The organism is Pseudomonas sp. R3-57, from assembly GCF_051132065.1.
Classification (GTDB): domain Bacteria; phylum Pseudomonadota; class Gammaproteobacteria; order Pseudomonadales; family Pseudomonadaceae; genus Aquipseudomonas.
In genome coordinates this window covers 2648183-2675003 of the sequence record NZ_CP071655.1, presented here as the reverse complement: position 1 = coordinate 2675003, position 26821 = coordinate 2648183, and the positions used below count along the sequence as shown (strand labels likewise).

Here is a 26821-nt window from a genome sequence, read left to right as displayed (position 1 = left end):
GGTCACTGCCATTTGCTAGCCTCTGCGGCACGTATCACTTGCTCAAGGCGCGCAATTTCAAATGCAATGGAATGACTCCACACTTCGCCAGCCCATCATCCTGCGCTCCGAAAACCTCCACTCAGATGACTTCGGCGCCCTCTTCTCGCGATTTTTCGGTAACCGCTACGCCGACTCCCCGCCGATTCCCGCGAACATCGTCATCAGCGGCGTCTACGGTCGACACGAAGGCGTGAGTTTTCGCCGCATGCATTATCGCGGCGACTTCAGCGTGGCCTTTCCCGACCCACAGGACGAGATCACGTTCGTCATCCCGACCGCCGGCAAGATCCTGTTCAATCACGCCAGCGAATCCATCGGCGCAAGCCATATCGGTCTGGCAATCGACAAGGCGGACATCCGTTCGATGCATTTCATCGACGATCATGCCCATCACGGCATGTCGATCAATCGTCATCAGCTCACCGAGCGTTTATCGGCGCTACTGGATAAACCGATCGTGCAGAAGATCGTGTTTCAGCCCAGCGTGGATTTGCAGTCGCCAGCCTTTCAGGGCCTCAAGGCGCTGATCGATCTGGCGACGGGAACCGAGTTCGACACCCTGCTCAACAGCGGCACCTTGATGCCCTCGCGCCTGCGCGAAATGCTGATCGATGCGGTGCTGGAGGCGTGGCCGCATAACTTTTCCGAGGCGTTGCGGCGGCCGGCCCCGCTGGTGGCGCCGCGGCACGTAAAGTTGGCGGTGGAGTTTATTCAGGCACATCCAGAGCGACCGGTCAGCGGCGTGGAGCTGGCGCGCATGAGCCATGTCAGCCAGCGCGCATTGCAGGAAGGTTTTCGCCGCTTCGTCGGGATGTCGATTGTGGCGTATCAGCGTCAGGTGCGTTTGCAGCGTGCTTATGAAGCGTTGGCGCAGCGGCATTCGGCGTCGGTCACGGAGGTGGCGTTGCGCTTGGGTTTCAGCAATGTCGGGCGGTTTTCTCAGTACTTTCAGAGCGCGTTCGGAGTGAGCCCGGCGCAACTGAAGTCGAGGCTTTGAGGCGCGCGTCTTGCCGGTTGTTCAAATGCACGTCTTTCGCCGCCCGCGTAATTTGATGGAACAGCCACCTGCTCAGAACGACTAACCCCTGACAGGCCACTCGATCGCCACAACGCATCGACTGGCGTCTACCTGGCTGCGACGGCCGCTGCGCATGCGTCGTCGCAGGCTTTGATAGGGGGTTTCGCATGACTGAGGACTTCACAGGATTTTTCATCCATCACGCGGTATTAGGCATCTCACTGGGAAACTGGATTCTGGCGCTGTGCGCAACGTTGCTGAGCTATTTCCTCGCGCGAACGGCCATCCGCTTCGTGTTTCGCAAGGTGCAGGCGCGGGCGGCGGCCGGTAATGGACACTTGAGCTACATGGCCAGCGAAGTGCTGTCGGCGACCAGCACCACGCTGTTGCTGCTGGCGTCGATTCTGATCGGGATCGGTTTGCTCGATTTGCCCGAGCGCTGGCTCAGCCGAGTCAGCAGCCTGTGGTTTGTGGTGGCGGCGTTGCAGGTCGGCCTGTGGGTCAACCGTGCGTTGGCGCTGGCGCTGCATCGCTACTTCTCCCGGCACAGCACCACCGGCACGTATCAAGGCAGTGCTCTGGCGACGCTGAGCCTGTGGGGCGTGAAAGTGCTGTTGTGGGCGGTGATTCTGCTGGCGATGCTGTCGAACCTTGGGGTCAACATCACCGCGTTCGTAGCCAGTCTCGGCGTCGGCGGTATCGCCGTGGCGCTGGCGGTACAGAACATTCTCGGCGACGTGTTCGCCTCGCTGTCGATTGCCGTCGACAAGCCGTTTGAAGTGGGCGATTTCATCGTTGTCGGCACGCTGGCCGGTACGGTCGAACACGTCGGTTTGAAAACCACACGCATACGCAGTCTGGGCGGCGAACAGATCGTCATGGCCAACGCCGACATGATCGGCAGCACCATTCAGAACTACAAGCGGCTGCAGGAACGGCGGATCGTCTTCGAGTTTCGTCTGACCTATGAATGCTCGACCGAGCAGATCAAAGAGATCACCCGCCGCGTCGAAGCGATCATCAAGCATGAAAAACAGGCACGCTTCGATCGCTGCCATTTCCGCAGTTTTGGCGAGAGCGCACTGGAATTCGAGACGGTGTATATCGTCCTGGATGCCAGCTACAACGTGTACATGGATGTGCAGCAGCGGATCAATCTGCAGATCATGGAAGCGGTTGCCGATGTTGACGCCGCGTTCGCCTTCCCGTCGCGGACCGTACACATCGCGTCATTGCCCGAGGCCGCTGCGTTACCGCCAAGAGCGCAGCATGTTTCGCGAACTGAACATGCCTGAGCGCTTTGCACAACCGGCCGCCAGCTACACTGGCGGCCGGCTATTCGTTCAGAACGCGTAGCTGGCCTTGAGTCCGCCGTTGAAGCCGTGGCTGTCACCGCCGCCGCTGGCTCCGACCTCAGCGCCCAGGCTCAGGGCGCCGAGACTGGCCGTCAGGTTGACGCCGCCGCTGAACTGATCGCGATTGTCGAAAGCCGCGCGCTGCTCGACGTCGAGGCCGAGCAAGTGACCCTGGCTGTCGACCTGGTTATCGCCCAAAGTGCGTTCGTAGCCAACCTGAAGGCCCGGCACCAGTTGCCAGGCATCCACTGCCAATGGTGCGAAAGCGACGTTAAGGTTGGCAACCGCGCTGCGGCGGGTGGCGCTGTTGTCGTCGACGTCCAGCGCCAGTTCGCTGCCCTTCTCCTGGAAGCCGTTGAGGTCGAGGTGACTGATGCGCAAACCGAGGCTCGGTTCGAAGGTCATGCCGTTGACCGGAGCGCGATAACCCAGCGCCAACGTCGCACCGGTGAGGTTGCCATGGCTGTCGCCTTTCGCCGTGCCGAGGCCACCGCCGAGTTCGCGTTTGCTGGTGTAATCGACGTAACCGGCGCTGGCATTCGCGTCAACGAACAGGCCGCGCTCCAGGCTGCTGAAACCGTAGCGCGCGCCGACATTGAGGAAGGTCAAGTCGGTATCCGCCTCCCCGCCCGCCCCGCCGACGCTGCCGTTGCTGTAGCCGAACCCGCCGCGCGCACTGAATTGTTCGCTGAAGCGTTGGGTGATACCGACCATCAGGCCCTGACTGTGCTCGTTGCTGCTGTCGGCATGGGCCGAGCCATCGGTGCCGAGGTAGCTAGCCAGCGCCGTGCTCCAGAGGCGGTACTGCCCGACCTTGAGGTCACTGCCGCTGGCGAAGGGTGCCGCGGCTTGCTCAATCAGTGCGTTCTGGCGCAGCAGATAGCTCGCCGCGTCGGCATGCACCTGACCACCGACCTCACTCTCAACCCCACCGAGGGTGCCGGCATCGATCGCCGATTGCAGATAGTAGTTGTAAGCGCTGTACGTCCCGGACAAGTCGGTGTTCTGCAACTGCCGCAACAATTCGGCACCCGCCGCAGCGTTACCGATCAGCCCGGCCTGCCCCGGCAGACTGTTGTATTCGACCAGCTTGCCGCGCAACACATAGATGGTTTCCTGGGACAGACCGAGCCCCTGCTTGAGGTAATTGTCCATGCTGCCGTACTCGGCGGCGACCTGATCGAGACCGGCCTGCAAATAACTGGCCTGCACACCCAGCAACGGCTCGTAGACCGCGGCCATGCTCGGCGGCAAGGCTTTCAGGGTTGCCGCGACCCGCGCGGCGGTGTAGTCGTTGGTCGCCAGATAATTGGCCATGATGGTCGCCTCATCGACCCCGGCGATGCTCTGCAACACCGCCGCCGTCCAGCCGGTGCGGTCCTTGCCCGCGGTGCAGTGAAACAGCTGCGCCGCATCGACACTGGCGAGGGCATTGAACAACTGACCGAACTGACTGCGCATGCCCGCGTCGCTGACGAACGCGCGGTTGGTCTGCTCCATCATCGCGATGGCGTCCGCGGCGCTTTTGAACGAAATGTTGGTGATATCGGCACCGGAGGTGGTGCTGCCGATGATATCGATGTTCTGCCAGGTCGCGCCCGCGATCATCGTGTCAGGCGTGGCGGCGATTTCGCTGGGCGTACGCAGATCATAAATCGCCCCGATACCCAGCCCGTTGAGCGTCGCCAGATCCGCCGCCGACGGCGTCAGCGCATTGGAACGATAGAACACCCCGCCACGCATCGTGCCGTCATGGGCGGTGGAGTAAGCGCTGGTGGTACCGGCGACATCACGAAAATTGTCGATGCCTTGCAGACGCGGCGTGTCGAGCGCAACAGACTCGGCAGCGTGAGCGGCAGCAATGGACAGGCTCAGAACGGACAGCGAACACAGAAGACGTTGGAACACAGTGCAGCCTCATTGAACAAGCGTTGGGCTTTTCACTATGGCGATGCGAGTGGGACGGAATATGACAGTTTCGAGTGGATGGGAAAAGCCTGCGCGAATGGGCCGTGGGGTGCGTGAATGGTCTGTTTTTTGGGTTGTTTTGTGAGTTGATGGTTTGAAATCAATCCAAAAAAATCAAAAGCCCCTCACCCTAGCCCTCTCCCGGAGGGAGAGGGGACTGATCGCGGTGGATGTGAGAGATACGCCGACCTGGGATACCGCGTCGTACGCGATTTTCAAAGCCAAAGCAGATCGGCCCCCTCTCCCTCGGGAGAGGGCTGGGGTGAGGGGCAGCCACACCACAGGTCCAAAGCCAACCACCCGCTTCTAACCACTCAACAATGAGCGTTAGCTCGAGTGCTCTTGATCTTGATCCACCGGCGGCATCGGAAGGCTGAGTGGAGGGATTGATCCGGGCGTGGGAGCGCAGCGACCGTCTGGCGCAGCCAGACACAGCGGAAGGAGGTGCAGCGCAGCAAACCGTAGCCGCTGCGCCCGGATCGATCCCGCAGCGAAGGGACCCGAGCCTGCGAGGGCCGAACGCAGGAGCAAGCCTTTTTGGGTACTTTTTCGGCGTCTGGAAAAAGTGCCTCGCCGTAAGGGCGAAACCGCCAGCCGCAGCACCCGAAGCAATGGATATGTACCCAGCGCGAAGATCAACCCTCTCGATCACCCACCCGAATATCCGTCACCCCTACCCGCTCAGCCTGCTCGATCACCTGCTCCGGCGTCGAATCCGCCGACGGCATGAGCAAACTGTTCTCCGCATCCCCCAAATGCAGCTGCAACAAATGCATCGCCGCCTCATGCTCAGCCAACTGCCCCTGCTTCAACTCAAGCTCATAACGCCGTGGCTCACCATTAAAGCGATACTCCAAAACAAAAACAGCCATCGTCTCATCCTCGAAGAAAGTCAAAACAACTGCATACCCTGACCGACCGGTCAGCTTATTGGTTCAACCGCATCGCTTGCCGGGCAAACTTTCCGCGGCGCCGGACGTCCCTTGCATACACTTCCCGAAAAGCTGATCACAGCTAAGGACTGGCAATGACCTTCTTCATCTTCCTCTTGGCCTGCGCAGCAGCGGCCACCACCGGCGTGATGTTCAAACCCGGCGCGTGGTACGAAGGCCTGAACAAACCCGGCTTCACCCCGCCCAACTGGGCGTTTCCGGTAGCCTGGACGATCATTTATCTGCTGCTGGCCTGGGCCGGTTACCGCTTGAGCCTGATCCCCGGCAGCCAGACCGTACTCGCCCTGTGGGCCGCGCAAATTGCCTTGAATACGCTGTGGACGCCGGTGTTCTTCGGCGCACATCAGGTGTTGGCGGCGATGGTCATCCTCACGCTGCTGTGGCTGGTCGTCGCGGCGATGGTCGTACTGGCGTTGCAGCTGGATGTCATCACCGGGCTGATCCTGTTCCCGTATCTGGCCTGGCTGTGTGTCGCCGCGGCACTGAACTTCTCCATCCTGCTGAAGAACCGCACATGACCGCCCCTGCGCCTTGGCCGCAAGGTGAGCGCGAACTGGCGCAAGTGCGCGCGTTCAATCGCAAGCTCGCCTGGCTGCCGCGCTTCAAGATCCGCAACCGTCTGACGCCGCGCCTGATCCAGGCGCTGCTGCGCGTCAGTCAGGTCGGCGGTGCGAAAAAGCTGCGCGAGCATGGCCTGACCGCCGAGCGAAAAACTCTCGACACCGTGCCCGTGCGGATCATCCGGCCCAAAGGCCAGCCGCGCGGCGTGGTTGTGGATTTCCACGGCGGCGGCTGGGTCATCGGCAACGCGCAGATGAACGACAACTTCAACATCGCCATCGTCAACGACTGCCAGGTGGCGGTGGTCTCGGTCGATTACCGGTTGGCCGTTTCTACCCCAGTCGAAGATTTGCTCGATGACTGCCTGCGCGCTACTCGCGGGTTGCTCAATGACGCCGAGTTCGCCGGATTGCCCGTGGTGGTGGTCGGCGAATCGGCCGGCGCCCATCTGGCCGTCGCAACGTTGCTCGCATTGAAAGCATCGCCCGAATTGCTTCGGCGCATTCACGGTGCACTGCTGTATTACGGCGTCTACGACCTGACCGGTACACCGAGCGTACGCAACGCGCCAGCCGAGACACTGGTGCTGGACGGCCCCGGCATGGTCGAGGCGTTGCGCCTGCTGACCCCCGACCTGAGCGACGCACAACGCCGTCACCCCCCACTGTCGCCGCTGTATGGCGATTTCAGCGACCTGCCCCCGGCACTGCTGTTTGCCGGTGAACTCGATCCGCTGCTTGACGATACGCTGATGATCGCCGAGCGCTGGCAGCCCTCGGCGCCGGTTGAGCTGCATGTGCTGCCGGCGTCGCCCCACGGCTTCATTCATTTTCCGACGGCCATCGCTCAGGGCGTACTGGCTTACAGTCGGCAGTGGATTTCGACGCGTGTCGAGGGCGACAAGGCGTGATGGCGCGATTTCACTGAAGGTTGGTACTCGGGCATCACTTATGCCCTTTGAAACAGCCTGCAATACCCGTTTTCCTGAATTTGCCGGTGTTCACCCGCCAAGCGCTGATTTTCTGCCTAGACTTGCTTTTGTTCCGGCACCCGAATGCGCGCAACGCATCGAGCCATCCGAAAACAAAAACAAGAGGAAATCCGTAGATGCTCAGATCCCTGTATACCGCGCTGGCCTGCGCACTGGCGTTAGGCACAATGGGCCCGGCCATGGCAGCCGACCCGGTGATCATCAAGTTTTCCCACGTGGTCGCCGACCAGACGCCCAAGGGCCAGGGCGCCTTGCTGTTCAAGAAACTGGTGGAGGAACGCCTGCCGGGCAAGGTCAAGGTCGACGTCTATCCCAACTCCTCGCTGTTTGGCGACGGCAAGGAAATGGAAGCGCTGCTACTGGGTGATGTGCAAATGATTGCGCCTTCATTGGCCAAGTTCGAGCAATACACCAAAAGCCTGCAACTGTTCGACCTGCCCTTCCTGTTCAACGACATCAACGCCGTCGACCGCTTCCAGTTGAGCCCGGAGGGTCAGGGGCTGCTCAAGTCGATGGAAAGCAAGAACATCACCGGCCTGGCCTATTGGCACAACGGGATGAAGCAACTCTCGGCCAACAAGGCGCTGCGGGTGCCTGCCGACGCCCGTGGCCTGAAATTTCGCGTGCAGGCTTCTGCCGTGCTCGAAGAACAGTTCAAGGCCGTGCGCGCCAACCCGCGCAAGATGAGCTTCGCCGAGGTGTACCAGGGCTTGCAGACCGGCGTGGTCAACGGTGCGGAAAACCCCTACTCGAACATCTACAGCCAGAAAATGCACGAGGTACAGAAATTCATCACCGAATCCAACCACGGTGTGCTGGATTACATGCTGATCACCAACACCAAATTCTGGAACGGTTTGCCACCTGACGTGCGCAGCGAACTCGACAAGATCGTCGTCGAAGTCACCGCCCATGTGAACAAGGAAGCCCAGCAACTCAACGAGAGTGACAAGCAGCGCATCCTCGCGGCCAAAACCACGGAAATCATTACCCTCACGCCTGAAGAACGCGAGCAGTGGCGCGAAGCGATGAAACCGGTGTGGAAGAAGTTCGAAGCCGATATCGGCCCTGACCTGATCTCCGCTGCCGAAGCCGTCAACAAGGCTCAGTAATCGCATGGCAGGTGCTGCCGGGGCCGCGCCTGCCAGTCTTGACTCGACGTGAGATGCCCGCCATGAAAGCGCTTCGGCGAATCTGGGAACACTTCGAGGAGGGCTTTATCGTCTTCCTCCTGGCTGCGATGACGCTGGTCACGTTCGTTTACGTGATCCTCAACAACTTCTACAGCCTGTTTTACTGGCTCGCCGATCAGTGGCCCGCGGCAAGTTCACCGCTGTTCGCCATCGGCGACGGCATCATGGGCATGGCTCAGGCGATGACCTGGAGCACCGCCCTGACCAAGGCCCTGTTTGGCTGGCTGATCTTTTTCGGGCTGGCCTATGGCGTGCGTACGGCCGGGCACATCGGCGTTGATGCGCTGGTCAAACTCGCCCGTCGCTCGGTGCAGAAATACATCGGCATCCTCGCCTGCCTGTGCTGCCTGGCCTATGCCGGGGTGCTGTGCATTGCCAGCCTTGAATGGATCGCGACCTTGATGAACGCCGGCATCGGTGCCGAAGACCTCGGCCACTTCGGCATCATGCAATGGCATATCGGGCTGATCGTGCCCTTGGGTTTCGCGCTGATTTTCATCCGTTTTGCCGAAATCCTCGTACGCATACTGCGCAACCGCCAGACCGGACTGGGTCTGGCCGATGAAGCCGCCGACGCGCTGAAACTCGCCGAGCACGAGGGTGACAAGCCATGACCATCGCCTTCCTGTTCGTCGCGCTTTTCGCTTTGATGTTCATTGGCGTGCCCATCGCCATTTCCCTCGGTCTGGCCGGGTCGCTGACGATCATTTTTTTCAGTCCCGATTCCGTGCGTTCGCTGGCGATCAAGCTGTTCGAGACCTCGGAGCATTACACGCTGCTGGCGATTCCGTTTTTCCTCCTCGCCGGCGCGTTCATGACCACCGGCGGGGTTGCCCGTCGCCTGATCGACTTCGCCAATGCCTGTGTCGGGCACATTCGCGGCGGCCTGGCCATCGCGGCGGTGCTGGCGTGCATGCTGTTTGCCGCCCTCTCCGGTTCCAGCCCGGCGACCGTGGCAGCGGTGGGTTCGATCGCCATCGCCGGCATGGTCCGTTCCGGTTATCCGCAGGCCTTCGGCGCCGGGATCATCTGCAACGCCGGGACCCTGGGTATTCTGATTCCGCCGTCGATCGTGATGGTGGTGTATGCCGCCGCCACCGAAACCTCGGTCGGCAAGCTGTTCATGGCCGGGGTGATACCGGGCCTGCTGTTGGGCACGGCGTTGATGGTGGCGATCTACATTGTCGCGGTGAAGAAAAACCTCCCCGCCCTGCCCCGCGCCACGCTGCGTGAATTTCTCGCCACCGCACGCCATGCCATCTGGGGCCTGTTGCTGATGGTGATCATCCTCGGTGGTATCTATTCCGGGATGTTCACGCCCACCGAGGCGGCGGCCGTGGCAGCGGTCTACTCGGCGTTCATCGCGCTGTTCGTCTACAAGGACCTGACGTTTCGCGAGACGCCGAAAGTCCTGCTCGAGTCGGCCAAGCTGAGCATCATGCTGATGTTCATCATCGCCAACGCCATGCTTTTCGCCCATGTGCTGACCACCGAACAACTGCCGCAGCAGATCACCGCCTGGGTGATCGACGCCGGCCTGACTCCGGTCACGTTCCTTTTGGTGGTCAACATCGTGTTGCTGATTGCCGGCGCGTTCATGGAGCCGTCGGCGATCATCCTGATTCTGGCGCCGATTCTGTTCCCCATCGCGATGAAACTGGGCATCGACCCGATTCACCTGGGCATCATCATGGTGGTCAACCTGGAGATCGGTCTGATCACGCCGCCGGTGGGGCTGAACCTGTTTGTCACTTCGGCGGTGACCGGCATGTCCTTGCCCGCCACCATCCGTGCGGCGATGCCGTGGCTGACGATCCTGCTGGCGTTCCTTGTGCTGATTACCTATGTGCCATGGATTTCGCTGGTATTGCCGGCTTGGCTGGGGATGAATTGATGCCCGCACCCGTGCCGTGCTGCGCTAAAACACTCTGCTGACAACCATAACAAGACGGAGAGCTTTCCCATGCGAGTCAAAACACGCTTTGCCCTGTGGGCCGCCGCCACCCTGGCATTGAGCAGCGCGGCGCAGGCCGCGCCAGTGTTCATCAATATCCTGACCGGAGGCACCAGCGGGGTGTATTACCCCATCGGCGTCGGCTTGTCGCAGATCTACAGCGACGGCATTCCCGGTTCGAAGACCTCGGTGCAGGCCACCAAAGCTTCGGTGGAAAACCTCAATCTGTTGCAGGCCGGTCGTGGCGAGTTGGCACTGGCCTTGGGCGATTCGGTGGCGGACGCAAAAAACGGCGTGGAAGACGCCGGTTTCAAAGCGCCCCTTACCAAACTGCGCGCCCTCGGCGGTGCCTACCCCAATTACATTCAGATCGTCGCCAGCCAGGAATCGGGGATCAAGTCTCTGGCCGATCTAAAGGGCAAGACCATCTCGGTCGGCGCCCCCAAGTCCGGGACCGAACTCAACGCCCGGGCCATTTTCAAAGCGGCCGGCCTGACCTATGAAGACATGGGCAAGGTGCAATACCTGCCCTTCGCCGAATCGGTGGAGCTGATCAAGAACCGCCAACTGGACGCCACACTGCAATCCTCCGGCTTGGGCATGGCGGCGATTCGCGACCTGTCTTCGGTGATGCCGCTGAACTACATCGCCATCCCGCCTGATGTGGTCAGCAAAATCGGCAACCCGGCGTATCAGAGCGCGATGATTCCGGCCAACACCTATGACGGTCAGGCCGAAGCCGTGCCGACCGTGGCAATCACCAACATCCTGGTGACCCGCGCCGACCTGCCCGACGAGGTCGTTTACCAAATGACCCGACTGCTGTTCGAGAACCTGCCGCGCCTGGGCAATTCTCATTCGGCCGCCAAGGACATCAAGCTGGAGACGGCGGCGAAAAACCTGCCGATCAATCTGCACCCCGGTGCCGAGCGCTACTACCAGGAAAAAGGCGCGTTGTAACCGCCCCACGGCCAGTGGCGATTCGAGCGTCGCCACTGGCTTCTTCCAGCGTAGTCATGAGGCAACCGCCAATGAGCGATGAGCATCACGGCATTTCCGCGAACCCGCGGGACTGGCCAAAAGCGCTATTTTACGTAGCGCTGCTGTTTTCGATATTCCAGATCATCACCGCAGCCTTCGCGCCGATCTCCAGTCAGGTGCTGCGCGCGGTGCACGTCGGCTTCCTGTTGTGGGTGGTGTTTCTCAGCTACCCGGCTTACGGCCAGAGCCGACCCTGGCAACCACTGGCCTGGTTGCTCAGCCTGGCCGCCATCGGCGCTGCCCTGTATCAGTGGGTGTTCGAAGCGGATCTGATTCAGCGTTCCGGCGACCTGACGCCAACCGACATGCTCGTCGGTGTGGTGCTGATAGCGCTGGTCTTCGAAGCCGCGCGGCGGGTGATGGGCATTGCGCTGCCGATCATCTGCGGCTTGTTCCTCGCCTATGGCCTGTTCGGCGAATACCTGCCCGGCGAACTGGCCCACCGCGGCTACGGCGTCGACCAGATCATCAATCAATTGTCGTTCGGCACCGAAGGGTTGTACGGCACGCCGACCTACGTGTCGGCCACCTACATTTTCCTGTTCATCCTGTTTGGCGCGTTCCTCGAACAGGCCGGGATGATCAAGCTGTTCACCGATTTCGCCATGGGCCTGTTCGGCCACAAGCTGGGCGGGCCGGCCAAGGTCGCCGTGGCCTCGTCGGCGTTGATGGGGACCATCACCGGCTCGGGGATTGCCAACGTGGTGACCACCGGGCAATTCACCATTCCGCTGATGAAACGCTTCGGCTATCGGGCCGCGTTCGCCGGCGGCGTCGAAGCCACTTCCAGCATGGGCAGCCAGATCATGCCGCCGGTGATGGGCGCGGTGGCGTTCATCATGGCGGAAACCATCAATGTGCCGTTCGTGGAAATCGCCAAGGCCGCGTTGATCCCGGCCATCCTGTATTTCGGTTCGGTGTTCTGGATGGTCCATCTGGAAGCCAAGCGCTCCAACTTGCAGGGCTTGCCCAAAGACCAGTGCCCCAGCGCACTCGGCGCGGTCAAGGAGCGTTGGTATCTGCTGATTCCTCTGCTGGTACTGGTCTACCTGTTGTTCTCTGGGCGTACACCGCTGTTTTCCGGCATGGTCGGCCTGGCATTGACGGCGATCGTGATCCTCGGTTCGGCGATCATTTTCCGGGTGCACAGCTTCGGTCTGCGCTGTGCGTTCTGGATTGCGCTGGGCGTGCTGTGCACAGGCTTTTTTCAGCTGGGAATCGCGGTGATTTTCGCCGTCGTGGCGCTGCTGGTGCTGGTCTGCGCATTGATCAAGGGCGGTCGCGAGACCCTGCTGATCTGCCTGCACGCATTGGTCGAAGGCGCACGCCACGCGGTGCCGGTGGGCATCGCCTGCGCGCTGGTCGGGGTGATCATCGGCATCGTTTCGCTCACCGGCGTCGCGTCGACGTTTGCCGGCTACATTCTGGCCATCGGCCGCGACAACCTGCTGCTGTCGCTGATCCTGACAATGATCACCTGCCTGGTCCTGGGCATGGGTATTCCGACCATTCCCAACTACATCATCACCAGTTCGATTGCCGCGCCGGCGCTGCTGGAACTGGGCGTGCCGCTGATCGTCTCGCACATGTTCGTGTTTTATTTCGGCATCCTCGCCGACCTCACCCCACCGGTGGCCCTCGCCTGCTTTGCCGCCGCGCCGATCGCCAAGGAAAGCGGCTTCAAAATCAGCCTGTGGGCGGTGCGCATTGCGCTGGCCGGTTTCATCATCCCGTTCATGGCGGTCTACAACCCGGCGCTGATGTTGCAAGGCGACAATCTGTGGATGAGCGCCTACATGCTGCTGAAAACCGTGCTGGCGGTCGGCCTGTGGGGCGTCGCGTCTACGGGTTTCCTGCAACGCAAAATGGCGGTCTGGGAGCGTCTGCTCAGTTTCGCTGCGGGGGCTCTGCTGATCGTCGCGCTGCCGCTGACCGATGAGATCGGCTTCGCCCTCGGCCTTCTGGTGCTGTTCCAACACGTCTGGCGATCCCGCCGCGCCGGGCTGGCGGCGACATGATCGGCTTGTGCCTGGGGCTGGCCGGCAGCCTCTGGGCACAACTGCCGGTGAGCCATTTCACCCTGGCGTGGAATCACAGCATCGAGAAGATTCGCTGGGAAGAGGATTACCGCGTCAGCACCGAAGGCCTGGTGCTGCACGAAGCGCGGGTACGCGGCAATGGTGCCGGAATGGACATCCCCGATAACGCACGACTGGACAACGGCAGTTGGCACTTCCAGCGCCGTTTGCCGCCCCAACAACCACTGAAACTGGGGCGCGCACCCGAGGCGGGCGATTATCAGTTGTGCTTCGAGGGCGACTGCCAATCGATGAGTCGATGGGTCGGCGCCCCGACCAGCGCGCAACCATTCATTGAGCTGTGGAGCTGCGAGACCGCCGGATAATCGTCATTCAGCGCCCGCTCCTCTTTTGCATGGAACCCTGCGTTCCCCGCCGTTCTCTATCGCAGAACCAACGGAGGAGGAATTCCCTATGATCGCCCCTGAAACCGGTATGAGGCCGGGTGAGCGCTATCGCATTGACAGCGTCGAGCGCGCGCCGCAGTTTCCTGGCTTTTTCCTTGATGGCAGGTATTACCTCGGCCCCGAACTGCAGACGGCGGTCGGTTGGCTCGAGGGCCAGACGTTTGTCTATGACATGCTCGATCCCAACGGCGAGCCGATCTACCCCGACCGGGTCGTCGGCCGGATCGAGGCGCTGACGCTGGTGATGGCCGACGGCTTGCGCCTGGCGGTCGAGCAGATGCCCTACGAAACTGAAACCGTCACGCCATCCACACCTCCCCCGTCGCCTGAACCGCTCGCGCCCAGGCAATCGATGGCAAGCCCTCGTCTGGCGGGCAAACTGGTGGTCATCACCGGCGCCTCCAGCGGCATCGGCCGGGCGACCGCGCATGCGTTTGCCGACGAGCATGCGCGATTGGTACTGGCCGCGCGCGACGGCGAGGCGCTGGCCGAGGTGGTCGATGAGTGCGCGGCGCGGGGTGCACAAGCGTTGGCGGTGCGCACCGATGTCACCTCCAACGAACAGATGCAACAACTGGCGGAGCAGGCGGCGGATTTCGGCAATGGCCGCATCGATGTCTGGATCAACAATGCCGGGGTTGGCGCGGTGGGCGATTTCGAGCAGACGCCGTTGAAGGTGCATGAACAGGTTCTGCAGACCGACCTGCTCGGTTATCTGCGCGGCGCGTATGTGGTGTGGCCGTATTTCAAACGGCAACAACAGGGGATTCTGATCAACACGCTGTCGCTCGGCAGTTGGGTCGCGCAGCCCTATGCGGCGGCGTATTCGGCGAGCAAATATGGCTTGATCGGTCTCACCGAAGCCCTGCGCGGCGAACTGGTCGGCCAGCCGAATATTCACGTATGCAACATCTATCCGGCGGTCATCGATACACCGGGTTTTCGCGATGGCGCCAACTACACCGGCCATGCGCTGAAGCCGCCACCACCGGTTTATGATCCGCAGCGAGTGGCAAGCGCGATGGTCAGTTGCGCCCTCAAGCCAAAACCACAGGTGACTGTCGGCAGTGCGGCAACGCTGGCCCGCGTGGCGCACTTTCTGCTGCCGGGATTTTCGCAATTGTCGGGCTGGTTGACCCGCCGGGGCATCCAGCGCAGCCCGGCCATCGAGACTTCGTCGGGGAATCTGTTCACGCCACCCAGCGGCGAGCGGCGCGTCGAAGGCGGCTGGCGTCAGCCGACGCGACCTTCACCGCTATTGGTGGCGGGTGCGGCGGTGCTGGTCGGCGGTTGCCTGCTGGCGATCAATCGTTCCCGTGGACGCCACCGCTAGCCCCTGTAGACCCCGAGCGGTGGCGCCCATCAGCGTCACTGCTCGCGGGTCACCGTCAACGCCACCACGGCGATGCGCTCGGCGAGGGCGTATTCGGGTTTGACCAGTTCTTCACCGAACACGTCCGGGTCAAGCTCTTCATAAGTCCATGCGTACCTGCCGCCGGCCACCAGCGGTTTGATCGCTTCAAGAAACGGATCTTGCCCAACCTGAATCGCCACGCCGGTGTAGACCAGCAACGTCCCGCCGAGCGCCAGGCGCGGCAATGCCTCGCGCACGATGCGCACCGACAGCCCCTCGCCCAACGCCCCGCCACCATGGCGATAGGCGCGCTGATGCTGATCGTTCATGTACGGCGGGTTGGCGATGATCAGGTCGAACTCGCCTTCGACGCTGGCCAAAAGATCACTGTGGTACGCCGAGACGTTGTCAGCCCCGGCCAGTTCTGCGTTGACCGCCGTCATGCGCAACGCTTGCGGGTTGATATCGACGGCCAGCACCTCAGCCTCGCGCCGCGCCCGGGCCATGATTACAGCGCCTGCCCCGCTGCCACAGCCAATGTCCACCGCGCGTTTGATCGGCGCGAAGCGTTGCTGTAGCTGCGCCTGGATGGCGCGGGCGAAGCGATAGGTGTCGGGGCCGAAAAACACCGCATCGTTGGCGGTGGTGGGAAAAGCCGAATGAACAAACAAGCGGTCATTGAGCGTCGACCACCGCACGTTGCTGCGCCACAGTGAACCTTGCTGCTCGATGATGCCCGCCTGCTCGAGCTTCCCCAGTTCATCGGCGGAAAACAGCTCGCTGGCAAACGGCATCGACCAGCCGAATACATCGCGCAAATCCTTGGCCAGCGGGCTGGCGAAACGTTGACAGACCCGTTCGTGGGTCAGCGGTGTCGGGGTGATGAATCGATAACCGCTGTCCTGCAAGCGTTTACCCAATTCGAATAGCGTTCGATCCGAAGTTTCCTGTAGCGACATGCAGCCTCCTGTGGTCAACGCAAACGGTCACGCAATTGAATAAAACGTCGGGTCGCAAACAGCCCGGCCGGACGCCAGTGCCGCTGCGGTTGCAGCCAGGGTTGCAGCTTGCGCATCTGTTCGACAGGCGGCAGATTTTCCAGGCTTTTCTCCAGCGTGCGCTGCTCGGCATCGGCGATCTCGATTTGCTCATCGGCTGCCGCGCCTCGGCGCGCAACGTAAGGCCGGTGAGCATTGTCCGGGCAGTCACCGGTGATCCAGTCGCTGAGCAATTGTTTTTCGTAACCGTTGAACACCCCGAACATCACCGCTTCGCTGCCCTCGATCAGGCGCCAAAAACGACTTTGCTCAACCGGCTGGCCACGTTTGATCCAGCTTTTGCGCTCCAGCGCCGCGAGGAAATCGGCCATCTGCCCCGGTGCGGCCAGCCACTGGTTGATGGTGCGGTCTTCGATCCGGCAATAGTCGGAGTGCATGTGCTGGCCGAAGATTGCTTTGCGTTCGAGCATCGTCACCACGGCACGCTGCAAATCGAACTCCTGAATGACCGCCGTCGAGCCTTTGCCCAGATCGTTGAGGCGATAGCCAATCGTCATGCGCCGGTAAAAATCTTCGCGCTCCGGGCCCGCCGGGATCAACCGCAACAGCGCCTGCACGGCCTTACGCGCATGGCCGGTGCTGGCGTTATCGATGGTCACGTGCAGACGGAAATACTGCGGGTCGATGCCCAGCTCGGCCAGTTCGTACGAGCTGATCAACAAGTGTAGCGGCGGTTGTTCATAACCAAGGTTGTAGCCAATGACTTCCGGCAGAAACTCGTCGCCGAAACGTCCCAGCGCCAGTTGCAAGGCGCCTTGCAGAAAGTATTCATCGGCCAGGCCTTGCAGATCAGCGCAATCGTGTTCGGCCAGCAACTTGCGGTAGATCACCACATGGTTCTGCCGTGGGAGGCCGTCGCCCAGTTCCTCGAGATAGGTATCGAGCAGGTAGTCGAAACGCTGGTCCTGCCAGTGCGCAGGAATGCCCGCCAGCCAGGCGCCGTCGACTTCTTTGGTCGGTGCCACATGCTGAAGGAAATACAGCGCGTGGGACTTGCTGCGGAAATAGCGCCGGTCCGCACCTTGCTGGCGCGCCGACAGGTATTCTGCGTATTGCGCCGCGACATCGGCACAGTGCGCCTCGGACCATTGCGTCAGTGCCTCAGGCTCCGACGGCAGATCCAGAGGCAGCTCGGCGGCCAGCTTCAGTTGTTGACGAAGCAGATCGTAGGCAATCCGGTCAACCGCAGAATCTTCCGCCAACAGCCGATCATAAAGATCGTGGTAAGAGACCGGATGCGACACGGCCCTGTGTGAAGACTTCTTGATCGGGATGTCGATCAGCGTCATGGCAGCTCCCCTCATCAAATGCATGCTCATAAACGAGAGAGTCGCCACCGGTTAAAATAATTCCTTTTTTCAGCGCAGCGACGGAGCCAACGGTACATCCCCCAATACTGCCGTCATTCGCTCGCGGAAAATGCCTGGGCAGCACAAACTGCCCAGGCAATTCCTGATTTTTTCGCGGCGAAACGCGTGAGCAAAAACGCGATTACTTTTTCTCTTCGGCCGACTCGCCTTGCTGTATCTGCAACGAAGCCTTGCTCTTGTCGCCTTCCTTGTTGGGCGCATCGTTCGAGCCTTCAAAGCAGCCTTGCAGCAGCAGCATCGAGCAGAAACTGAGGCATACGCAGAGGGTTTTCATAGGTGTCTCCTGACGGGGGTTGGGGAACAGGTTGATTACGCCGTCGCCGGTTTAACGGCGCTGGCGCTGCCGGCACCGGGCTCAAGCTTGACCTTGATCCAGCCACGCTGATGTTTATCGAACGCCTTGAACGCCGATATCGCATCGGTCAGCGGTTCGTCCTGAGTGATGACTTTCGCCGGATCGACACGGCCGGCCAAGGTCATTTCGATCAGCTTGGGGATGTACTTGCGGTGGTGACAGTTGCCCATGTTCAGGCGCAGGTTCTTGTTCATCGCCGCGCCGATCGGGAAGCTGTCGAACCCGGCCGGGTACACGCCGATGATCGACACCGTGCCGGCCTTGGCCACCACCTGCACCGCCCATTGCAGGGCTTGCGAAGGCTCATCGCCCGGCTGCCATTGCGCCGGTTCGTGGGCGCCGTGGTGGGCGTGATTGGCGTCAATGCCGACCGCATCGATGGCGCGATCCACGCCAATCTCGCCGGTCAGGCGGGCGATGGTTTCGAGCGGGTCTTCCTGTTCGAAATTGATGCACTCGGCGCCCAATGCCTGTGCGCGTGTCAGCCGATCTTCGAGGCCATCGATGGCGAACACACGGCCTGCGCCCATCAGTTTGGCGCTGACGATGGCGAACAGGCCGACCGGGCCGCAACCGAACACGGCGACAGTATCGCCGTCCTTGATCTCGGCCATCTCCGCGCCAAACCAGGCGGTGGGCCAGATATCCGACATGGCGATGGCCTGGTCGTCGCTGATCTCATCGGGGAGTTTGATCAGGCCGATGTTGGCGAACGGGATACGCGCCTTTTCGGCTTGCAGGCCGTGGAATGGGCCGGTGGTTTTTGGCCCGCCGAAAAACGAGGTGCCGGCGGTTTTGCCGTTGGGGTTGGCGACGTCGCACTGGGCGAAATAACCGGCGCGGCAGTAGGCGCAGTTGCCGCAGGCGATGGTCGACGGGATCAGTACGCGATCGCCGACCTTGAGGTTGCGCACGTCACTGCCCAGCGCTTCGACGATGCCCACACCTTCGTGGCCGAGGATGGTCCCGGGTTGCATGTCCGGGGCGCTGCCGCGGATGAAATGCAGGTCGGTGCCGCAGATGGCTGAGGCGGTGAGTCTGACGATGGCGTCGGTGGAGTCCTGGATTGTCGGGTCCGGAACGTCGTCCAGGCGTATGTCGCCGATACCGTGAAAGACGATGGCTTTCATTGTCTTCTCCCGTTGGGTGGTGGGTTTATGGGTTGAGGTGCGGTTGGGCGGCAAGGTTTCATCAGCTTTTTGGATTGGCTGATTAGTGGTCGGGTTTTCCGCGTGGGATTTGTGTTGGAGCCGCCCCTCACCCCAGCCCTCTCCCCCTGGAGAGGGAGCCGATTTGGTTGGTTTCAAAATTTGCATTCGACTCGGTATTGCACATCGGCGTAGCTCTCGCATCCCCCGCGATCAGTCCCCTCTCCCTCCGGGAGAGGGCTAGGCGGGCGGCGTTCCGATGAGGGGCTCTTGATCTTCTGTTACCGACCACCGGTAAACTCGTTGGAATTTTTTCCACGCCCGCCAACTCCTTTGGCTATGAGCCTAAGGAGGAACTCATGAGTCGTACGGATATTTTCACCATTGAATACTTGCTTCACGGTCAGCCCCGGTCATTTGTCATCCGCGCTAAAAACATGAGCAACGCGGATGCGTGGCATTGGGCGAGTTGTGATGCGGGTATTGCGCCGATCCCCAAACCGGGAAAACCGCCGCTGAAAGCCATTTCAAAACCGCAGGCAGAACGGTTTGGCATCACTGAGGTGAAATGGCGCGAGACTACCGCTTTGGTGTGGACGGAGGCTTCATCATGACTTCAACGACGTCATCGGCTGGCTTTTTAAGTGAGAGTGAGGACGACGAACCGGCGCGGATCAACGCCTTGTTCTACGAAGCGGACCGCCTCGAGGAAATCGCCTACCGACTGTTCGACGAGAGCAGTCGCAACGCGGCGATGTGGGAGCATTTCAATCAGGCCAAGGCTGTGGCGGACGCCAAGCGCACCGAGGCGTATCAGGCCTTCATGCAGCTGCGCAGACGCTCGCGAAGCTGACCGTTGAAAGCGCTGAAACAACAACACCCGCCATTCGACGGGTGTTGCAGGTGTGCCGCTCAGCCCTTGCTGTGTTCCGGCGATGACGGCCCTTCCTTGACGCCGCGCGGGCCGGCGATGCCCCAGACGATCAGGCCCAACACCGGGAACACGATCAGGCCGATGGCCCATGCCGCTTTGGTGCCGACGCTTTTCTCGCTGCGAAACACACTGACAATCGCCCACAGGTCGACCAGCAGAATGATCACGGCGACCGCTATCGAAAAGTAACTCGTTGCCTCGTTCATGGCGCACTCCTCCAATGACTGGTATGCATTGGGCTGTGCGATCAAATCAGCGTTCAAAAAATCCTGCATAAGGTGGATAGCCGTGATCTGCCAAGGTGAATCGGCCCGTGCAGCAGATCCGAATCCATTCCCGGTCTGGGGCTTGCTGATGAAACTTCTGTCCTGGCCGGACGATCTCCTGAACATCACAAAACCGGGAGAACAGCCATGAAATGCTACCTATGCGGACTAGAAGCACAGAAGACCGACGAGCCCCATGGCGGCCAGCTCGTCGACTGTTCCGACTGCGGCATTTACCGGGTTTCCGGCCTGGTACTGAAAGAGTTGGGCGCAAAAAGATTCAACTTCGCCATGATGCGCGATGACTTGCATCGGCAGCGGCAGTTCAACGCCACGCTGGTCGCCGAGATCAATACAGAAACTGCGATATGGGCTTGAATCGCGCATCCGGGCCTTGACGCCGCCAGTGCTCACATCCGGTGATGCTCCAGCAGAAAGTCGACAAACAAACGCACCCGCGCCGGCATCGTGGGACCGCCGACGAACACCGCATGGATCGGCTCGTCATCGCCCGGATTCCAGTCTTCCAAGAGTGAAATCAACTCGCCACGCTGCAGATCCTCTTTCACGCTGAACTCGCCGATCCGCGCGATGCCGGCGCCGCCCCGCGCGAGTTGCGCCAGCGCTTCGCCGCTGTTGCATTCGATGCTGCCGCTGACCTTCAAGGAAAACACCTGGCCGTCGCGAATGAACGGCCAGTTGGGTTCGGCGCGGCGAAAATTGAAGCGCAGGCAGTTGTGCCGCAGCAAGTCTTCCGGTTCCTGCGGGGTACCGTGGCGCTCAAGATAGTCGGGCGAAGCCACCACCACCTGACCGGTGACGCCGAGTCTGCGCGCGGTCAACGGGCTGTCCGGCAAATGCCCGAAGCGCACGGCGACGTCGGCCTGGCCACCGAGAATGTCGACGACTTCATCGCCCAGGGTGAGGTCGACCACGATGTTCGGGTAGCGCGCGCTGAAGGCGGCAACCAACGGCACGATCGCCAGCCGCCCATGAACGAGGGCGGCGCTGACCCGCAAGCGGCCGCGCGGCACGCCTTGATCGGCGATGGCGTCTTCGACCTCGGCCATGTCGGCCAGAATACGCCGGGCGCCCCGCAGAAATGCCTCGCCTTCGGCGGTAAACGTGAGCGCCCGAGTGGTGCGCAACAGCAGGCGCGTGCCCAGACGCTGCTCGGTGCGCGCGATGATCCGGCTGACCGCCGAGGGCGTCAGCCCCAATGCGCGCGCGGCAGCCGACAAGCTGCCCTCGCGAGCCACTGTGACGAACACGTCCATTTCACCTGATCGACCACCGACGTCCATTTGTGATTCCTGCGCAAAGGTGATTGCCAAAATCGCGGTCTACCGCCGCAAACGCTCGCATCGTAGCATTGGCGGCATAGATGAGGAGATTTTCCATGCGTATCAATCCACCGCTTGTTGCACTCGCCATTGGTGCCTTTGGCATCGGCGTCACCGAGTTCGCGCCCATGGGCATGTTGCCCGGCATCGCGGCCGATCTCGGCGTTTCCATTCCGGCCGCCGGGCTGCTCGTCAGTGCTTATGCGCTGGGCGTTCTGCTTGGCGCGCCACTGATGACCCTGACCACCGGCAGAATCCCGCGACGCTATTTGCTGATCGGGCTCATGGCGATTTTCACCCTTGGCAATCTGATGTCGGCGCTGGCCACCGACTACTACAGCCTGATGGCCGCGCGGGTGGTGACGTCACTCAACCACGGCGCGTTCTTCGGTGTCGGCTCGGTCGTCGCGGCCAGCGTCGTCGCTCCGCAGAAACGTGCGGGCGCCGTGGCGGCAATGTTCATGGGCCTGACCCTGGCAACCATCGGCGGTGTGCCGCTGGCGGCGTGGTTCGGTGAGATGTTCGGCTGGCGCACCGCGTTCTGGGGCATTACCGGCCTCGGCGTGATCACCATGGCCGCGCTGTGGTTCGCCCTGCCCAACCTGCCGGCACCAAAAGGCGCCGGAGCACTGGCGGAGATTCGCGTGTTGGGCCGCGGCCCGGTGCTCGGCGCGCTGGCCCTGACCGTGGTCGGTTCGAGCGCCATGTTCACCGTGTTCACTTACATCGCGCCGATCCTCAGCAGCGAAACCCACGCCTCCACCGCTTACATCACCGCGATGCTGGTGCTGTTCGGTGTCGGTCTGACCTTGGGCAACATGTGGGGCGGCAAGGCTGCGGACCGCTCGATCGATCGCACCCTGATCGTTTCGCTGAGCGCGCTGATTGTGGTCCTGCTGGCGTTCACCGTGCTGATGCGCTGGCCGCTGCCGGCCGCCGTCGCCATCCTGATCTGGGGCATCGCCAGCTTCGCTCTGGTGCCACCGCTGCAAATGCGCGTGATGGAAGCCGCCAAAGACGCCCCCAACCTCGCCTCGGCAGTCAACATCGGCGCCTTCAACTTCGGCAACGCGATCGGTGCGGCGCTGGGCGGCGCGGTGATCAACGCAGGGCTGGGCTATCCGGCGATTTCCCTGGCTGGCGCGGCAATGGCAGGGCTGGGGTTGTTGATGGTGTTGGGGTTTGTCTGGCGCGCCAGAGCAGCTGCGGCTGCGGTGGCGTGAGAAAGCAGCAGACTGGCTACCGCATCGGACTCGTGATCAATACGAACCCCCTGTGGGAGCCAGCCTGCTGGCGATGACGGCCTGAGCAGCACCTCAATTTCAGCGCGGAAACAACAACGTCACCGCAAACCGAACCCCCCACCCTTGCGGCCCGTCATCCGGGCTGTCGAGCCAGTAGCGCGGCCCCGCTTGCACCGTCAGCGGTTGCCCGCCGATTTTCAGCAGTTGCGTCACCGTGAGGTTGACCGGTACGGACCACTCGCGCGATTGCCAGTTGTACGTCGATTCGGTGTTCACCCCCAAGTGGTCAAGGTGCTGGTAGTGTAGGAAAGGAACGGTTGCAGGAAGGTCTGGTTGACCTTGTCCTTATCGTCCGGCGGGCTGCCCTCCAGCCCCCAGATGTGATTGGCGAGGATGCCGTGGGTCCAGCCGTTTTCCTGTTTCAGGGCGACGGCGGTCGGGCCGACTCCCCATTGCTCGCTGCTTAACAGCTCATCACTGCCGGTAGGGATCAGAATCGCCGGGCCGGCGCCGAGTATCCAGCCACTTTCGGTGGGTTGTCTGGGCGAAAAGAAAAAGCTCTGGGTGATATCGCCAACGCCGGATTTGTCCGCCGCGCCGTTCGGTGCAAGGCCGTGCTGATCGATGACCGGCAGGATCGTGCGGGAGATCAGGTTCCAGTCATCGTTGAGGGTAAACGGCAGCACCGGCTGAATGTTGGTGGTGCTGCGCATGCCATCACCGGTTGGCCCCATCTTCTGGTCCCAGTTGTACTGCACCGGCAGGCTGTACATGGCCGCGACCGGGTTGAGCGCCTTTTTGGCCAGCTCCGCCGAGTCTTCAGCCTGAGCACCCGGCACCATCCCTATCGCAAGCAAAGACGCAGCACCTATGGCTCTCTTCATGAGAACTCCCGTTACGCTTGATGGAATGAAAGTTTAGTCAGGAATCTCAAAAGGGCTGTCCAGGGTTTCGGACAACCGCAGGCTCGCAGAATCCGCCTTAGTTCTGGCTCAACTCAAGCAACTCACCGCCCTCTTCACCCAAACGCCGCAGGTACTCTGCGGCATCCAGCAGCTGATAAGGAAAGTACAGACCTGGCGCAGTGGGCGGTGAGCCGTCGAGCCCGATCAGGCGCTCCAGCAGCATGGCGATACTCAGCCCGGTCAGCGCGGCGGCGCCTGCCGGATGAACGAGCGCATGCCGGGTGTGCAACGCTTGCCCGTCGGGCCCTTCGCCGGCCATTTCGATGAGAATCTCGGTCGACATCGGCCGCCCCGCACGCCGCGAAGAACTGACGCCGCTGGCGAGATTGAACTGCACATTCGCCGCATCGGTGGCGGCGGCGAGACCTGCGACGTCGATCGACGAAAAGCCGCTGGCCTGCATCGACGTACCGTCCAGCGCGCGGAAGCTGACGTTCGCCTCCTCGCCCTCACGCCAGACATACGCCCCCTCGCGTCGGGTCAGCGCGGCGGGGAGCATTCTGTTCAGGTGTTCGAAGTCAGCGGCCACGGTCGGCCCGCCGCCGTCCTGCTCGTCGACCAACGCGTTGATGCGAATATCGCGCACCCGCGCAAACGCCTTCGCGAGGTGCAGCGTTGCCACCGTCGTTGCGCCGACCATCCACTCGTAACCCAGCACGATCGGTGCAGCATTCGGGGTGTGAATGTAGCCGGCAATTTGCGGCGCCATTTCGAATACCCCCGAGGAAATGCTCAGGTGCGGCACCTGGCGCTTCTGCGCAAACCGCAGCCCCGCCAGCGTGTGATCCATGTAGAAAACCGCCACGGCGCTGACCGGGCGATCGCCCAATCCGAGATCTTCCGCAGCCGGGTCAATGACCACACCCTCGGCCCCGCCCATTTCTTCGGCGGCTTGCTGTGCCTTGGTCAAGTCACGTCCGCCGATCAGCAACGGCACGTCGGGATGGGCCGCGAGCAAGGCTTTGGCCGAGCGGTGACCGATGGCGCCGGAACCGCCCATGAACAGAATTGGATGCACTGACATTGGAATCCCTCCGCGTTTTTATGGGTCGCAACCTAGCGTTGGTGCGCGCCCGGGCATGAGGGTTCCAATGCGTTGGGTTTGTTGCGAGGCGAACCGACGCATGGCCGCGCGTTCGTTCGACCGGCGAGACTTACATCGAACGTTTTTCCACCCAGCGCCGATATTGCCGGGTGCGAAAGGCCAGGCCGATCTGCTGCAAAATCAGCGCACACAAAGGTGACACGTTCGGATCAGGCTTTTTCGCCTGGCTGAGTTTGCGCAGCTGAAACTTCACCACCGCCATGTTCGCCAGGGCGGCGATGGCTTTGTTTTTCCAGGTGATTGGCGGCAGTTGGGGAGCGTTGTCCTTGCCTTGCAGCCAGTCACGCGGCAGCTGCGGATCGATGGCCAACGCCGTGCCGATACCGACCATGTCGACGCCGCTCTGCACAACGCTTTCGGCCACTGCACGGCGACGGATGCCACCGGTGACCATCACTGGCATGTTCGCGACGGTCTGGATGTCCCGGGCAAACTCGACGAAGTAAGCCTCGCGGGCCAGGGTCCGGCCATCGCGTACCACGCCTTGCATGGCCGGCGCTTCGTAACTGCCACCGGACAGCTCCACCAGATCCACACCTGAGTCGTTGAGCAGTACAACCACCTTTTTCGCATCCTCGGCGGTGAAGCCGCCACGTTGAAAATCGGCGGAGTTGAGTTTGACCGCAACCGCGAATTCCGCCGAAACCACGCTCCTCACAGCCTTGACGATTGCCATCAGCAGCCGTGCACGATTCTCCAGCGAACCGCCCCACTCGTCCGTCCGCTGATTGGTCAGCGGCGACAAAAACTGGCTCAACAGATAGCCATGGGCGGCGTGGATTTGCACGCCGGTGAACCCGGCCTGCTCGCCAAGGCGCGCCGTGTTGGCGAAGCGCTGAATAACCTCTTCGATCACGCTTTGGGTCATCGCGTGAGGCGTAGCGAAACGCTTGGACAGCTTGCCCAGATCCAGCGGCACCGATGACGGCGCCCAGGTTTTTTGCCCTAGGCTGGACTGCATCTGACGCCCCGGATGATTGATCTGCAACCAGAACTGCGCGCCGCCGGATCGACCGATGTGCGCCCAGCGCCTGAATTTTTCCAGTTGCTGATCATCCTGCAACACCACGCCACCGGGCCCGGTCATGGCGCGCCCGTCGACCATGACGTTGCCGGTGATGATCAGCCCGGCACCCCCGTCGGCCCACGCCTGATACAAACGCATCAGTTCGACCGAAGGCGCCTGGTCGGCGTCCGCCATGTTTTCTTCCATGGCGGCTTTGGCAATGCGGTTCTTGATGGTCGAACCGTTGGGCAGGAGCAGCGTATCGAACACGTTCATGGGGCAAGTCCTCAAGTGGAGAGGAAGCCACCATAAGATTGAAGTCGACTTGAAGGTCAACGGTTTTTTGCAGGACCAGAAGCACCCGCCACGCCCTCCTCGCGCAGACGATTGATCAGCAGCTGCGCATTGTCCGCACAGGCCATGCCCTCGGGTTTGCCTTCGATGCCCTTGATCACCTGCAACAGTTGCTGCTTGTTGCGGGCCAGCCGTTGTTGCAGAACTTCGATTTCCGCGACCTTTTGCTTGAGGCCGCTGAGCAACTGATCATGCTGCCAGCCATTGGCGTTCATCGGCATCAATTGGCGAATTTCGTCGAGGGAAAATCCGGCAGCCTGCGCGCCAGTGATGATCTCCAGCACCCACTCGGTATCGGGGGCGTAATCGCGATAGCCATTGGCTTTGCGCGCCACCGATCTGATCAGACCGCTGGCCTCGTAGAAGCGGATGCGTGACGGTGCCAAGCCGCTGATTTTCGCCAGTTCGCCGATTCTCATGCCATTTTTTCCCGTAATAACTCCTGACTTTGAAGATGATGCTAAACCTCAAGTAATCAAGCGGCCAGGCAACACGGCTGCAAACGTCGCTCTGCTGGGTAAACCAATGTACTTGTCGGAGATTGGCGACCGAGTACAAGGCTGGAACTGACGATGTCGAAATAACCCGGTTTACGACGGGATCTGGTCGGTTTTATTCGAAGCCGTTGTTAACGAACAGCGGTCGACCCAGCGCACGAATCGACTATCGACCCAGCCTGCAATGATGGCAATATGCGCCTTTACGCAAAAAGTCGTATTCGGCGCGGACGCCGAATGTCATGCACATAGGGATATGGA

General features: G+C 61.4%; 26 protein-coding genes and 1 pseudogene. 15 read left to right on the top strand and 12 right to left on the bottom strand.

The genetic code is table 11. The features are described from left to right. Positions 1-61: 61 nt before the first annotated feature. Complete coding sequence (locus J3P93_RS12165; protein ID WP_434597682.1) at positions 62-1039, top strand: AraC family transcriptional regulator; 978 nt, start codon at positions 62-64, stop codon at positions 1037-1039. A gap of 188 nt (positions 1040-1227) precedes the next feature. After that, complete coding sequence (locus J3P93_RS12160) at positions 1228-2355, top strand: mechanosensitive ion channel family protein (protein WP_206416281.1); 1128 nt, start codon at positions 1228-1230, stop codon at positions 2353-2355. Between the two features lie 48 nt (positions 2356-2403). Here J3P93_RS12160 and J3P93_RS12155 read toward each other — a convergent pair whose 3' ends face one another. Next, a complete protein-coding gene (locus J3P93_RS12155) occupies positions 2404-4323 on the bottom strand; it encodes a tyrosine-protein phosphatase (RefSeq protein WP_434597678.1) in 1920 nt (639 codons plus the stop codon). 695 nt (positions 4324-5018) lie between these two features. After that, positions 5019-5255: a hypothetical protein gene (locus tag J3P93_RS12150; protein ID WP_434597676.1), complete on the bottom strand. Its 237-nt coding sequence runs from the start codon at positions 5253-5255 to the stop codon at positions 5019-5021. Between the two features lie 155 nt (positions 5256-5410). Between J3P93_RS12150 and tspO the strand changes: the two genes are divergently transcribed. The 9 genes from tspO (at position 5411) to J3P93_RS12105 (ending at position 14894) form a co-directional block, all read left to right on the top strand. Beyond that, on the top strand, positions 5411-5854 hold the full coding sequence (tspO, locus tag J3P93_RS12145) for a tryptophan-rich sensory protein TspO (RefSeq protein ID WP_434597674.1): 444 nt from the start codon (positions 5411-5413) through the stop codon (positions 5852-5854). After that, positions 5851-6807 (top strand): alpha/beta hydrolase, encoded by a 957-nt coding sequence (locus J3P93_RS12140; RefSeq protein ID WP_434597672.1) that lies wholly within the window; start codon positions 5851-5853, stop codon positions 6805-6807. Before tspO ends, J3P93_RS12140 begins: the two co-directional genes overlap by 4 nt. A 197-nt stretch (positions 6808-7004) precedes the next feature. Further along, positions 7005-8000 carry a TRAP transporter substrate-binding protein gene (locus J3P93_RS12135; protein ID WP_434597670.1) on the top strand — a complete coding sequence of 332 codons (996 nt, stop codon included), beginning with the start codon at positions 7005-7007 and terminating at the stop codon, positions 7998-8000. 62 nt (positions 8001-8062) lie between these two features. Further along, complete coding sequence (locus tag J3P93_RS12130; RefSeq protein ID WP_434597668.1) at positions 8063-8695, top strand: TRAP transporter small permease; 633 nt, start codon at positions 8063-8065, stop codon at positions 8693-8695. Continuing rightward, positions 8692-9975, top strand: a complete 1284-nt coding sequence (gene dctM, locus J3P93_RS12125) for a C4-dicarboxylate TRAP transporter large permease protein DctM (RefSeq protein ID WP_434597666.1) — start codon at positions 8692-8694, stop codon at positions 9973-9975. Before J3P93_RS12130 ends, dctM begins: the two co-directional genes overlap by 4 nt. Positions 9976-10044: 69 nt before the next feature. Then, positions 10045-10995, top strand: a complete 951-nt coding sequence (locus J3P93_RS12120; RefSeq protein ID WP_434597664.1) for a TAXI family TRAP transporter solute-binding subunit — start codon at positions 10045-10047, stop codon at positions 10993-10995. A gap of 71 nt (positions 10996-11066) precedes the next feature. Beyond that, entirely contained in the window at positions 11067-13094 is a 2028-nt protein-coding gene (locus J3P93_RS12115; RefSeq protein WP_434597662.1) for a TRAP transporter permease, read from the top strand. Continuing rightward, positions 13091-13480, top strand: a complete 390-nt coding sequence (locus J3P93_RS12110; protein ID WP_434597660.1) for a DUF1850 domain-containing protein — start codon at positions 13091-13093, stop codon at positions 13478-13480. Before J3P93_RS12115 ends, J3P93_RS12110 begins: the two co-directional genes overlap by 4 nt. Before the next feature lie 88 nt (positions 13481-13568). Beyond that, complete coding sequence (locus J3P93_RS12105; RefSeq protein ID WP_434597658.1) at positions 13569-14894, top strand: SDR family oxidoreductase; 1326 nt, start codon at positions 13569-13571, stop codon at positions 14892-14894. A gap of 35 nt (positions 14895-14929) precedes the next feature. On the opposite strand, the gene J3P93_RS12100 is transcribed toward J3P93_RS12105, so the two are convergent. The 4 genes from J3P93_RS12100 to J3P93_RS12085 all read right to left on the bottom strand — a co-directional run bounded on the left by J3P93_RS12100 (position 14930) and on the right by J3P93_RS12085 (position 18828). Next, on the bottom strand, positions 14930-15874 hold the full coding sequence (locus tag J3P93_RS12100) for a methyltransferase (RefSeq protein ID WP_434597656.1): 945 nt from the start codon (positions 15872-15874) through the stop codon (positions 14930-14932). Positions 15875-15888: 14 nt separating this feature from the next. Next, on the bottom strand, positions 15889-17262 hold the full coding sequence (locus tag J3P93_RS12095; RefSeq protein ID WP_434597654.1) for an iron-containing redox enzyme family protein: 1374 nt from the start codon (positions 17260-17262) through the stop codon (positions 15889-15891). Positions 17263-17464: 202 nt separating this feature from the next. After that, positions 17465-17617, bottom strand: coding sequence for a hypothetical protein (locus J3P93_RS12090; RefSeq protein WP_434597652.1), 153 nt, complete (start codon positions 17615-17617; stop codon positions 17465-17467). A gap of 35 nt (positions 17618-17652) precedes the next feature. Then, positions 17653-18828, bottom strand: coding sequence for a zinc-dependent alcohol dehydrogenase (locus J3P93_RS12085; protein WP_434597650.1), 1176 nt, complete (start codon positions 18826-18828; stop codon positions 17653-17655). A gap of 377 nt (positions 18829-19205) precedes the next feature. Between J3P93_RS12085 and J3P93_RS12080 the strand changes: the two genes are divergently transcribed. Together J3P93_RS12080 and J3P93_RS12075 are read left to right on the top strand one after the other, a co-directional pair. Further along, the gene (locus tag J3P93_RS12080) at positions 19206-19460 is read left to right on the top strand and encodes a DUF6555 family protein (protein WP_394502883.1); all 255 of its coding nucleotides are present in this window, start codon (positions 19206-19208) and stop codon (positions 19458-19460) included. Further along, a complete protein-coding gene (locus J3P93_RS12075) occupies positions 19457-19699 on the top strand; it encodes a hypothetical protein (RefSeq protein ID WP_434597647.1) in 243 nt (80 codons plus the stop codon). Before J3P93_RS12080 ends, J3P93_RS12075 begins: the two co-directional genes overlap by 4 nt. Before the next feature lie 59 nt (positions 19700-19758). Here the strand turns inward: J3P93_RS12075 and J3P93_RS12070 are convergent, their stop codons facing one another. Next, positions 19759-19986 carry a PLD nuclease N-terminal domain-containing protein gene (locus J3P93_RS12070; protein ID WP_090283861.1) on the bottom strand — a complete coding sequence of 76 codons (228 nt, stop codon included), beginning with the start codon at positions 19984-19986 and terminating at the stop codon, positions 19759-19761. A gap of 207 nt (positions 19987-20193) precedes the next feature. On the opposite strand from J3P93_RS12070, the gene J3P93_RS12065 reads away from it, so the two are divergent. Further along, on the top strand, positions 20194-20424 hold the full coding sequence (locus J3P93_RS12065) for a hypothetical protein (RefSeq protein ID WP_434597645.1): 231 nt from the start codon (positions 20194-20196) through the stop codon (positions 20422-20424). 32 nt (positions 20425-20456) lie between these two features. Here the strand turns inward: J3P93_RS12065 and J3P93_RS12060 are convergent, their stop codons facing one another. After that, a complete protein-coding gene (locus J3P93_RS12060) occupies positions 20457-21350 on the bottom strand; it encodes a LysR family transcriptional regulator (RefSeq protein ID WP_434597643.1) in 894 nt (297 codons plus the stop codon). A gap of 95 nt (positions 21351-21445) precedes the next feature. Here J3P93_RS12060 and J3P93_RS12055 point away from each other — a divergent pair, with 95 nt between their 5' ends. Continuing rightward, on the top strand, positions 21446-22612 hold the full coding sequence (locus tag J3P93_RS12055; protein ID WP_434597641.1) for an MFS transporter: 1167 nt from the start codon (positions 21446-21448) through the stop codon (positions 22610-22612). 99 nt (positions 22613-22711) lie between these two features. Here the strand turns inward: J3P93_RS12055 and J3P93_RS12050 are convergent. From J3P93_RS12050 to J3P93_RS12035, 4 genes and pseudogenes are all read right to left on the bottom strand, one after another. After that, a pseudogene (locus J3P93_RS12050) lies at positions 22712-23517 on the bottom strand (transporter). A gap of 97 nt (positions 23518-23614) precedes the next feature. Further along, positions 23615-24622, bottom strand: coding sequence for an NAD(P)-dependent oxidoreductase (locus J3P93_RS12045; RefSeq protein WP_434597639.1), 1008 nt, complete (start codon positions 24620-24622; stop codon positions 23615-23617). Between the two features lie 130 nt (positions 24623-24752). Continuing rightward, a complete protein-coding gene (locus tag J3P93_RS12040; protein ID WP_434597637.1) occupies positions 24753-25985 on the bottom strand; it encodes an NADH:flavin oxidoreductase/NADH oxidase family protein in 1233 nt (410 codons plus the stop codon). Positions 25986-26041: 56 nt separating this feature from the next. Continuing rightward, on the bottom strand, positions 26042-26482 hold the full coding sequence (locus J3P93_RS12035) for a MerR family transcriptional regulator (protein WP_434597635.1): 441 nt from the start codon (positions 26480-26482) through the stop codon (positions 26042-26044). Positions 26483-26821 lie beyond the last annotated feature (339 nt).